General features: G+C 63.0%; 9 protein-coding genes. 4 read left to right on the forward strand and 5 right to left on the reverse strand.

The features are described 5' to 3' along the window. Window positions 1-43 precede the first annotated feature (43 nt). Window positions 44-1,024 carry an MBL fold metallo-hydrolase gene (locus tag Q7V46_RS07815; protein WP_304912963.1) on the forward strand — a complete coding sequence of 327 codons (981 nt, stop codon included), beginning with the start codon at window positions 44-46 and terminating at the stop codon, window positions 1,022-1,024. A 102-nt stretch (window positions 1,025-1,126) separates the two neighbouring features. Here Q7V46_RS07815 and Q7V46_RS07820 read toward each other — a convergent pair whose 3' ends face one another. Beyond that, entirely contained in the window at window positions 1,127-1,528 is a 402-nt protein-coding gene (locus Q7V46_RS07820) for a PKD domain-containing protein (RefSeq protein ID WP_304912964.1), read from the reverse strand. 244 nt (window positions 1,529-1,772) lie between these two features. On the opposite strand from Q7V46_RS07820, the gene Q7V46_RS07825 reads away from it, so the two are divergent. Beyond that, the gene (locus tag Q7V46_RS07825) at window positions 1,773-3,047 is read left to right on the forward strand and encodes an anion transporter (RefSeq protein WP_304912965.1); all 1,275 of its coding nucleotides are present in this window, start codon (window positions 1,773-1,775) and stop codon (window positions 3,045-3,047) included. Between the two features lie 279 nt (window positions 3,048-3,326). Here the strand turns inward: Q7V46_RS07825 and Q7V46_RS07830 are convergent, their stop codons facing one another. Beyond that, window positions 3,327-4,247, reverse strand: coding sequence for a DUF6279 family lipoprotein (locus tag Q7V46_RS07830; protein ID WP_304912966.1), 921 nt, complete (start codon window positions 4,245-4,247; stop codon window positions 3,327-3,329). Between Q7V46_RS07830 and glmU the strand changes: the two genes are divergently transcribed. Beyond that, entirely contained in the window at window positions 4,246-5,643 is a 1,398-nt protein-coding gene (gene glmU / locus Q7V46_RS07835; RefSeq protein WP_304912967.1) for a bifunctional UDP-N-acetylglucosamine diphosphorylase/glucosamine-1-phosphate N-acetyltransferase GlmU, read from the forward strand. The genes Q7V46_RS07830 and glmU overlap by 2 nt on opposite strands. An 11-nt stretch (window positions 5,644-5,654) precedes the next feature. Here glmU and Q7V46_RS07840 read toward each other — a convergent pair whose 3' ends face one another. Both Q7V46_RS07840 and Q7V46_RS07845 read right to left on the reverse strand, forming a co-directional pair. Continuing rightward, on the reverse strand, window positions 5,655-6,431 hold the full coding sequence (locus Q7V46_RS07840) for a DUF2726 domain-containing protein (protein ID WP_304912968.1): 777 nt from the start codon (window positions 6,429-6,431) through the stop codon (window positions 5,655-5,657). 158 nt (window positions 6,432-6,589) lie between these two features. Beyond that, window positions 6,590-7,087, reverse strand: a complete 498-nt coding sequence (locus Q7V46_RS07845) for an Lrp/AsnC family transcriptional regulator (protein ID WP_304912969.1) — start codon at window positions 7,085-7,087, stop codon at window positions 6,590-6,592. A 136-nt stretch (window positions 7,088-7,223) separates the two neighbouring features. Between Q7V46_RS07845 and glmS the strand changes: the two genes are divergently transcribed. After that, entirely contained in the window at window positions 7,224-9,092 is a 1,869-nt protein-coding gene (gene glmS / locus Q7V46_RS07850) for a glutamine--fructose-6-phosphate transaminase (isomerizing) (RefSeq protein WP_304912970.1), read from the forward strand. A 5-nt stretch (window positions 9,093-9,097) separates the two neighbouring features. On the opposite strand, the gene Q7V46_RS07855 is transcribed toward glmS, so the two are convergent. Continuing rightward, complete coding sequence (locus Q7V46_RS07855; RefSeq protein ID WP_304912971.1) at window positions 9,098-9,916, reverse strand: hypothetical protein; 819 nt, start codon at window positions 9,914-9,916, stop codon at window positions 9,098-9,100. Between the last annotated feature and the right edge of the window lie 221 nt (window positions 9,917-10,137).

The raw sequence follows: 10,137 nt of genomic DNA on the forward strand, positions 1-10,137 counted from the left end.
AGATTGCAGTTTGCACTTTTCCGACCCCCACAGGAGACCACCCATGAGCAAAGCCTTCGCCTCCCAGGCCGACCTGGAAGACAAAAAAACCACTTTCGAACAGCTCAGTCAACATTGCTGGGCCTACACCGCCGAGGGCGACCCGAATTCCGGCGTCATCATTGGTGAGAAATACATCATGGTCAGTGACGCCACGGCCACGCCGGCCATGGCGCAGGACCTGATCAAACAGATCCGCACCGTCTCGGACAAGCCGATCAAGTACGTGCTGCTCACCCACTACCACGCGGTGCGCGTGCTCGGTGCCAGCGCCTACCTCGCCGAAGGCGCCACGGAGGTCATTGCCAGCCGCGGCACCTATGAACTGATCGTCGAACGTGGCGCGCAAGACATGCAGAGCGAGATGGAGCGCTTTCCGCGCCTGTTCCGTGGCGCCGACAGCGTGCCCGGCCTGACCTGGCCCACCATGGTCATTGGCGACGGCAAGCCTGGTCGTCAGGGCAGCCTGGAAGTCGATCTGGGCGGTGTGAAGGTCAGCATCTGGCACCCGGGTCCGGGCCACACCCGTGGCGACACCATTGCCTGGGTGGAAGCAGAAAAAGTGCTGTTCAGTGGCGATCTGGTGGAGTACGAAGCAGGCGTGTACACCGGTGACGCGCAGCTGGAAGAGTGGCCCACCACCCTGGAGGCCCTGCGCGAGTTGAAGGCCGAGTTCATCGTGCCCGGCCGTGGCGAGGCCATGAAAGGCAATGCCGACGTGAACAAGGCGCTGGACTACACCCAGCGCTGGGTCACCACCCTGTTCCAGGCCGGCAAGGAAGCCGCTGCTGCAGGCATGGACCTCAAGACCGCCATGACCCACACCCGCAAGACCATGGACCCTGTGTTTGGCCATGTGTTCATCTACGAACACTGCCTGCCGTTCGACGTGAGCCGTGCCTACGACGAAGCCAAGGGCATCAAGAACCCACGCATCTGGACGGCCGAGCGTGACAAGGAAATGTGGGCGGCCCTGCAGGGTTGAGTGCTGCGAAAGGGGCCGAACAGACCCCAGGCCCATGAAGGAGACCCGCCCAGGCGGGTCTTTTTTTGCGTGCCCAAGACACGCGACTGCCTCAGAAGGTGATCAGGCCTCTTCGTCCTCTTCTGCGGTTTCATCCTCATCGTCCGTGCTGCCAGTGGACTCACCCACCTTCACACTCTCGGTGGCGCTGCCTTTGCGGCCAGCGCTGTCGGTTACGGTCAACGTCACCTTGTATGTGCCGATGGCCTTGTAAGTGTGGGTCACTTTTGCGCCGTTGGCGGTTTCACCATCGCCAAAAGTCCATTCGTACTTCACTGCCGTGGCACCTTCGGGCGCGGCGTTGATCAGGGTGCCGGAACCATCGAAGGTGACCTCTTTGTTGACCACGACCTTCGTTGGGCTCACCTCGATGATGGCGATGGGGTTGCAAGCAGCCAGCAACAATGCCATGGCGGCAATGAAAGCGGCTTTCCAGAGAGATGACGGGCGCAGGGCGGTGGACATGGTGTGACAGCAGCAGAAGTTCGGGGGCACCCCGCCGTTGGCGGAGCAGGTGTCCGCACAATATAAACCTCTTGTGCTGCCGTTGGTGTGACGAATTGATGACCGATTCAGGTCGACCAGCCCAGCAGTCGGTGTCCAACAGGTGGCCCTCGCCACTGCTTTGGTACGATCCCGCGCACCCATCCTGGCGACCCTGCTGTTCCCTCCCAGGCGATTGACAGCCCCTCACTGGTTCATACCACCCATGCTCCATGCTGCGGACCTGCTTGGCCCATCCACCATTGACTGGGCCATTGTCGCGGTCTTCACGGTCGTCTATTTGGGCATGTTTCTCGGCGGCCTGCCGCGCCTGAAGCTGGATCGCTCTGGCGTGGCCCTGCTGGGTGCGATTGCGGTGATCGCGCTGGCCGGTCTGCCGGTTGAAGACGCTGCCCGCGCCATCGACCTGCCAACCATCGTGCTGTTGTTTGCGTTCATGGTGGTGTCGGCGCAGATGCGGCTGGGCGGCTTCTACACCGCTGTGACGCGTCGGGTTGCCTCGCTACCCCTGTCCCGCAGCGCGCTGCTGGGCGCGCTGATCGGCGTGGCGGGTTTGTTATCGGCGGTATTTTCCAACGACATCGTCTGCCTCGCCATGACGCCGGTGGTGGCGCGGCTGTGCTTGCAACGTGGGCTGAACCCGATGCCGTTTCTGATCGGTCTGGCTTGCGCGGCCAACATCGGTTCGGCGGCCACTCTCATTGGCAATCCGCAGAACATGCTCATCGGTTCGGTGCTTCAGTTGCCATTCGCGGGTTATGTGCAACAGGCCTTGCCACCGGTTTTGATCGGGCTGGTGCTGTTGTGGGCGTGGTTGGCGTATGGGCCTGGGGCCAAGTCGGTGAGCCCTCGCCCAAGGCCTCTCCCAGGGAGAGATGGAGTGAACAACCCAGGCATTGAAGAGCCAGCCTTCGACGCCTGGCAGACCGCCAAAGGTCTTCTGGTTGCTGGTGCGCTGCTTCTGATCTTCCTGTTCACCGACTGGCCTCGCGACGTGGCCGCTCTGGTGGGTGCAGGTGTGCTTCTGCTGAGCCGGCGCCTGCAGTCGGCCCGGGTGATGGGACTGATCGACTGGCCGCTGCTGATCTTGTTCATGGGGCTGTTTGTGGTGAACCACGCCTTCGAGAGCACGGGGTTGGCGGGGCAGGCCGTGGGTTGGCTCGCCAGCCAGGGCGTGCACCTGGCCGATCCAGGACCGCTGCTGGTGGTGGGTGTCGTTTTGTCCAACCTGGTGTCGAACGTACCGGCGGTGATGCTGCTGTTGCCGCACCTGGCTGGCAGTGGCGAGCAGGCAGGCGTGATGCTGGCGCTGGTCAGCACGTTCGCTGGCAACCTCCTGCTGGTGGGCTCGATCGCCAACCTCATCGTGGCCGACCTGGCGCGCCAGCAGGGCATCGAGATCGACTGGAAGCGACACGCCCTGACCGGCATTCCGGTGACGCTGGCCACGCTCGCCGTTGTCTGGATCTGGATGCGTTGAGTTGCCGAAACGGCTCCGTCCCAGGGCCCTATGCACGTGCATGTCGCGGTTTGCGACTCGAAGGTTTCGGGCTTCGCTGCAAGAGGGTGGCACGCCACGCAAGCCACGCCGTGAACTCAATGTCACAGGGCCGAGCCTGGCGAGGTGCACCAGCGTGTGGCCGCTACCCAAAAAAAGGTCCAGAGTCGGCTCGCCCCGGCAGGTGCCGGGTGTCAGGCGCCGATTCGGTTCGGATTTGCCGGTTCGGTGCTGTGGCAGGGAAGGTGAGCGGCGGGCCAGTCAGCGCCGGGACGCCAGGCTGACCACATCGTCTTCATATCCTCTGAGCGCTTTGACCGCGTTGGCGCGCTGTGCGGGCGTTGTGCTGTTGTGCAGGGCTGCGAACTGTGCACAACCGTGTTGTACCAGTTGGGCGCTGTATTCAGGATAGCCGGGTGTGGGCGAGCGGCTGATGCGCGCCAAGTGCTCTCGCACCGCCTGCCCGGCAATGGCCGGCTTCGCTTGCAGGTCGCGCACCGTGTTGAGCAGGTCGGCCTGGCGGCGCTCGCGTTCGTACTGGGTGCGTTCGGGGTCCCATGGCGAGCGGCGCACCTGTTCGCGCAACAACTCGCGCTGCGCGGTCGTCAGGGGGCCGTAGAACCGTTCGCTGCGTTCGACGGCTTTCTTCAGACGCTCCTCAAGCGCCCGTTCCGCGCCGGGTCTGAGATGTTCTTTGGCAAAGTCTTCATTGCTCTTGGCCTGGCGCCGTTGCAGGTTCGCCAATTGCACTGCGTCCAGCTGCAACGCCACCCTGGCCATGGGAGCCACCATGCGCTCTGCGGCGACGTCGATGCGTTGACGGATCGTCTCGAACTCGGTGCACGCTTCGGCAGGCGAGACATCGCGCAATGCCAGGTCTTGCCATGCGCGCAGTTGCCGCGAGTACGCTGGCAACTCGGTGCTGCGGTGCCACTGGAAGAAATCGTCTATCTTGCTGCGCACCTGAGGCGTCTGTTCGCTGGTGAAGTCAATGTGGCCGTCCAGCCACCAGTAGGTGAGGTTGGGTGCCTGGTTGTAGGCCAGCCGGGCGGTGCTGCAGGCGGCCAGGCCCGCGGCGAGCACAAAGGCGGTTCCGTAGGCCAGAACCCTGCGGGAGATAATTGACGAATTCAACGCGCTGGCAAGAACGCCGCGCATTTTGTCCCCGAAAGAGGTGCTCATGTCGTTCCCTGTGGATGTGGTGGTGATGGCGGCCGGCAAAGGCACGCGCATGAAGAGTCAACGACCCAAAGTGTTGCACCGATTGGCTGGGCGCGCACTGGCCCAGCACGTGATCGACCGTGCCGTGCGGTTATCGGCGCGTTCGGTGGTGGTGATCACCGGACATGGTGCCGAGCAGGTGGAGCGGGGACTGAATGCGTCTGAAGGTGCCGCGCTGCGGTTCGTGCGGCAGGAGCCCCAGCTGGGCACGGGTCACGCGGTGCAGCAGGCGGTGCCGCTGCTGGCGGACGATGGTGTTGTCCTGATCCTGAACGGTGACGTTCCCCTGATCGGTCAGGACACGCTGGAAGCGCTGCTGCAGGCTTGTGCGGGCCAGTACCTCACCCTGCTGAGCGTGGACACCGGCGCAGATGCCACCGGCTATGGCCGCATCGTTCGCGGCACCAACGGCTCGGTGCGAGCCATCGTGGAACACAAGGATGCCGACGCACAGCAGCGTCTTGTCACCGAGTGGTACAGCGGCGTCATGGCAGTGCCCGCCGAAGTGCTCAAGCCTCTGCTCGCAGAACTCGGCAATGACAACAGCCAGGGGGAGTACTACCTGACCGATGTGGTCAAGCACGCGGTGGCACGCGGCCTGCAGGTGCGGGCCATCACCACGTCCGATGCAGTGCAGGTGGCCGGTGTGAACAGCCCGGTGCAACTGGCCGAGCTGGAGCGCGCCTACCAGCGCAGGCTGGCCGAAGCGTTGATGGAACAAGGGGTGCGCCTTGCTGATCCGGCACGGCTGGATGTGCGTGGCGAACTGATGTGCGCAGCCGACGTGGAGATCGATGTGAACTGCGTGTTCGAAGGTCGGGTGAAGCTCGGCGAAGGCGTTCGAATCGGTGCGAACTGCGTCATCGCCAACGCTGCCATTGATGCGGGTGCGGTCATTCACCCTTTCACCCACATCGACGGCGAGACGTTGGGTGTGTCTGTGGGGCGCGGCTCGCTGGTGGGACCGTTTGCGCGTTTACGGCCAGGCGCCCAACTGGGTGCCGAGGTGCACATTGGCAACTTCGTTGAAGTGAAGAATTCGACCCTTGCTGATGGGGCCAAGGCCAACCACCTGGCCTACCTGGGCGACACCACGGTGGGTGAGCGGGTGAACTACGGCGCTGGCAGTATCACCGCCAACTACGACGGCGCCAACAAACACCGCACCGTCATCGAAGCCGATGTGCATGTCGGCAGCAACTGTGTGCTGGTGGCGCCAGTGACCATTGGTGCGGGGGGCACGGTGGGCGCCGGGTCCACTGTGACCATGAGTACCGCAGCCGGCAGCCTGACCGTGGCACGGGGCAAGCAGGTGAGCCTGCCCAACTGGCAGCGGCCAGCCAGGCGAACACCCTGAAAACCAGACCGTCACCCCGCGCGGGACGATCCCGACTTGCTCTGTCCCTTGTATTCGCTGCTGTTGCCTGCGGCGCGGCTTGTACCTGCACCACTGAGTTCGCCTCTGGTGCTGCTGAGGGCTCCACTGAGGCTGCTGCGCCCTTCGCGGTCAAGATCCATCAAGCCGCTGAGGCCCATGACCTCCGAATCCCGAAAGCCGGTGGCGGGGTAGACCTGATCGAATTCGGAGAGTTGTGATTCCAGTTGCTGGAACCGGCTTTCACGCGAGTCCTCTTTTTCCTTGGGCAGCGGTTGTGGCAGCGCTGCCAGGTTGAGCTGCTTGCGGAATTCAGAGGGCGAGGGCATGCGGTGCAGTCCATTCTTCAGAAAAACGAACCGCACGCCAGCGGTCTTGAGGATGCGGTTCTTTATCTTCACCTGATGGGCTTTGGCCTTGGCGTTGCTCAGGTGGTATTGCTCGATATCGAACGCAAACGTGGGGCGCCCGTCTTCACCGCAGACCACGAAGTCCACCCGTTGTTGCCTGAGTCGATCCTCGGCCTTCTCCCGATTGGATGCGCGGCGGATTGACAGCATGTCCTTGAGCAACATGTTGGGCAGTACCACCTGGCCCGGGAAGGTGTCGTTCAAGTAGTCGAGCATGTGTACCTGCTCGACGGTGAGGATCCGCTCTGGCGTGTAGCGGTCGTCGCGACCAGACGATGTGCCCCGGTTGCGGCGCCAGAACCAGACACCCGCGCCCACCAGCACAAGGGCGATCAACAAACCAATTGATAACGGCAACATGCAACCTCCTGCGACCAGCCAATTCAGCTTTGGCGGAATTCTAGGAGGGTGTTACACAAGCGGGTGCAAGTCAACACTTTGTTACGCCCATTTGGCCTGCAAACGTGCGATTTGATGTGAATTTGGAAGCTTTTGTGGGTCTGCGCCCGGGAAAACACTCACTGAGTGCGTGCCAACGGAAGCGGTAACCGGGGATCGAACTTGGCTCGCTTGACACTGAAAAAAGCCTTGACGTTGCGCACATTGGCCTCGCTGGTGAACAGACGCTGTGCCAGAGCGAGGTAAGCCGGCATGTCCACCGTGTGCACCACCAGCACGAAGTCAGGTCCCGGGCTCACGCGGTAGCACTGCTGCACGGCGGTGTCTGCCACCACCCGGTTTTCAAACAGCTCAAGATGTTCGCTGCCCTGTCGCTCCAGCGTGATTTCCACCAGAGCCGTCAGGCCATGGCCGGTGTGGGCGGCCAGTCGGTCAGGGCTGAGCAGCGCCACTTCGCGTTCGATCAGGCCTGTTTCGCGCAACCGCTTGATGCGCCGCAGGCTGGTCGGCGGCGACAGGTGGGCGAGTTCGGCCAGGGCCTGGTTGCTGCGTGCCGCGTCTGTCTGCAGCAAGTCAAGCAAGCGCAGATCGGCTTCATCTATGTCGATTGATTTCATATTTTGTGTATCTATGGAACAAAAGACTATTCAACGGTATGCGTGAAATTATCTTTCACATATTGACCAATCGGCGAACCATATTTCTCAGGCTCATCGATAGCATCCTGATCATTCAATTCAAAGGAGTGCTTTCATGTGCGGCATCGTGGCAGGGGTTTCGGGGCGCGACATCGTGCCCGTGCTGGTTCAGGGGCTGCAGCGGCTCGAGTACCGCGGTTACGACTCCTGCGGGGTGGCGGTGCATGCCGGCGGCCTCAGGCGCGCGCGCAGCACGGCGCGGGTGGCTGAGCTGATGCAGCAGGTGCAGACCGAAGGCATTGCCAGCGGCACGGGCATCGCCCACACCCGCTGGGCCACACACGGTGCACCGGCGGTGCACAACGCCCATCCCCACTTCAGCCACGGCCCCGGCGACACCGCTGGCGCAGTGGGCCGGGTGGCGCTGGTGCACAACGGCATCATCGAAAACCACGACGAACTGCGCGAAAGCTTGCAGGCCAAGGGCTATGTGTTCGAAAGTCAGACCGACACCGAAGTCATTGCGCACCTGATCGACTCGCTCTACGACGGCGATCTGTTCGCCGCACTGCAGGGTGCCGTGCCCCAGTTGCATGGTGCCTACTCACTGGCTGTGTTCCACCGCGATGAACCGCACCGTGTGGTGGGCGCGCGCGCAGGCTCACCGCTGGTGCTGGGTGTGGGCATGCTGGATGGCCAGGCTGGCACAGAGCATTTTCTGGCCAGCGACGCCATGGCCCTGGCCGGCGTGACCGACCAGATCGTCTACCTGGAAGAGGGCGACCTGGTGGACCTGCAACTGGGCCGCTACTGGGTGACCAACGCGCAAGGCCGCCCGTTCGAGGCCAGCGATCGACCCGTGAAGACCGTGCACGCCCACAGCGGTGCGGCCGAACTGGGCCCCTACCGCCACTACATGCAGAAAGAGATCTTCGAGCAACCGCGAGCCATCGGCGACACGCTCGATGGCATCAGCGGCATCACGCCCGAGTTGTTTGGTGACGGCGCATACCGCATCTTCAAGGACATCGACAACGTGCTGATCCTGGCGTGCGGCACCAGTTACTACAGCGGGTGCACCGCCAAATACTGGCTGGAGAGCATCGCCAAGATCCCCACCCAGGTGGAAGTGGCCAGCGAGTACCGCTACCGCACCAGCGTGCCCAACCCCCGCACCCTGGTGGTCACCATCACCCAGAGCGGCGAAACCGCCGACACCCTGGCCGCGCTGCGGCACGCCCAGGGCCTGGGCATGAAGCACACGCTGACCATCTGCAATGTGGCCACCAGCGCCATGGTGCGCGAATGCGCGCTGGCTTATGTCACCCGCGCAGGCGTGGAGATCGGCGTCGCTTCCACCAAGGCCTTCACCACCCAGTTGGCCGGCCTTTTTCTGCTCACGCTCGCATTGGCGCAAATGCGCGGCCACCTGAGCGAAGAAGCCGAAGCCGAACACCTCAAGGCCATGCGTCACCTGCCAGTGGCGCTGCAAGGCGTGCTCGCGCTGGAGCCGCAGATCATCAGCTGGGCCGAGGACTTCGGTCGAATGGAGAATGCGCTGTTTCTGGGGCGCGGCTTGCACTACCCCATCGCGCTGGAAGGCGCCTTGAAGCTCAAGGAAATCAGCTACATCCACGCCGAGGCTTATCCCGCCGGTGAACTCAAGCACGGCCCCCTGGCTCTGGTCACCAGCGCCATGCCCGTGGTCACCGTCGCGCCCAACGACACCCTGCTGGAAAAGCTCAAGAGCAACATGCAGGAAGTGCGTGCCCGCGGCGGCGTGCTTTACGTGCTGGCCGACGCAGACACCCGCATCAAGAGCAGCGAAGGCATCCACGTCATACGCATGCCCGAACACTACGGCGTGCTCTCACCCATCCTGCATGTGGTGCCGCTGCAATTGCTGGCGTACCACACGGCGTTGGCGAAGGGGACGGATGTGGACAAGCCAAGGAACCTGGCGAAGAGTGTGACCGTGGAGTAGTTTTCTCAGGCGCCAGGCACATACACCATTGCAATGCTGACCCAGACACCGAAGCTGAAATATGGGGTCAGCCAGAGTGCATCGGCTTTCCACTCGGCCCAGTTGCCGCTGCGCACGCGGCGGTGCCAAGCGTCGCGTGCGCCCTGGTCAATGCGCATGTAGGCCCGTCCGCGTGCGCGCTCGATCTGGTATCGGCGCCAGTACATCGGTGCGTCCACGCCGACCACATAGGCAACGAAAGCAACTGAGCACAGGATGGAAAACATCGCCAGCGAATGAACCCAGCCGCTGGTATCGATGGCAATGACGCCCAGCAGGGCTGCCATCCAGGCAAAGCCTGCCGCCCACAGCATGGATTCGACGGCCTGCGTGATGTGATTCAAGGTCAGAACGCTGTGCCAGCAAAAACCCTGTGCCACCATCATGAAGACCGGGATCGCCCAGGCTGCAAGCTGCACTGCTGGCATGTTGGCGTGCGCGCCCAGTTGGTGGACCAGCAGCCCCAATTGGATCGCAAAGCAGATCTCGGCGACGGTGGCTGCAGCACGTCCCAGGAAGATGCTGGACAGCCGCGTGTCCACCACGACGAGTCGCTCGAGGTCCACGCGGGGAAGCACCGACCGGTAGGCACACACCAGCACGTAGACCCCAGACAACATGAGATGCAGATTGCCGTACACCCCGCCGACCGCCCCGAAGTGCCATGCAGCCAGCCAGATACAAACGTTCAGAACAGCCAGCGCGGACATCCCCCGCCACCACGCCAGAACGGTGGCGTCTGCTCCAGCGACGCTCAGCGCAAAATGATGGCGAAATGATGACATGGGGTCGCGAGCTTAACTGGTCGTCGATTCCAGAGGCAAGCGCTTTGGTTACCGGGGGGTTGCTTTGGCTTCGCTTGGTCCTTGCACCTGAACAACGCACAGGCGCAAGAGACTCAGTGCCGCGCGGTGAGCCTGGCGTACAGCAGTCCGGCGACCACGGCGCCTGCGGCCATCGCCAACAGACCGGGCAGATGGCGCGTGGCGTCAATGAACACCGGCAT

Origin of the sequence: Hydrogenophaga sp. (genome assembly GCF_030651625.1) — a bacterium.
Classification (GTDB): domain Bacteria; phylum Pseudomonadota; class Gammaproteobacteria; order Burkholderiales; family Burkholderiaceae_C; genus Hydrogenophaga.

What these genes read in the sequence shown, in the direction of transcription:
- Q7V46_RS07845 (WP_304912969.1), bottom strand. Translation starts at nt 7,087, where the DNA reads ATGAAATCAATCGACATAGATGAAGCCGATCTGCGCTTGCTTGACTTG.
- Q7V46_RS07855 (WP_304912971.1), bottom strand. Translation starts at nt 9,916, where the DNA reads ATGTCATCATTTCGCCATCATTTTGCGCTGAGCGTCGCTGGAGCAGAC.
- Q7V46_RS07840 (WP_304912968.1), bottom strand. Translation starts at nt 6,431, where the DNA reads ATGTTGCCGTTATCAATTGGTTTGTTGATCGCCCTTGTGCTGGTGGGC.
- Q7V46_RS07820 (WP_304912964.1), bottom strand. Translation starts at nt 1,528, where the DNA reads ATGTCCACCGCCCTGCGCCCGTCATCTCTCTGGAAAGCCGCTTTCATT.
- glmU (WP_304912967.1), top strand. Translation starts at nt 4,246, where the DNA reads ATGTCGTTCCCTGTGGATGTGGTGGTGATGGCGGCCGGCAAAGGCACG.
- Q7V46_RS07815 (WP_304912963.1), top strand. Translation starts at nt 44, where the DNA reads ATGAGCAAAGCCTTCGCCTCCCAGGCCGACCTGGAAGACAAAAAAACC.
- Q7V46_RS07830 (WP_304912966.1), bottom strand. Translation starts at nt 4,247, where the DNA reads ATGAGCACCTCTTTCGGGGACAAAATGCGCGGCGTTCTTGCCAGCGCG.
- glmS (WP_304912970.1), top strand. Translation starts at nt 7,224, where the DNA reads ATGTGCGGCATCGTGGCAGGGGTTTCGGGGCGCGACATCGTGCCCGTG.
- Q7V46_RS07825 (WP_304912965.1), top strand. Translation starts at nt 1,773, where the DNA reads ATGCTCCATGCTGCGGACCTGCTTGGCCCATCCACCATTGACTGGGCC.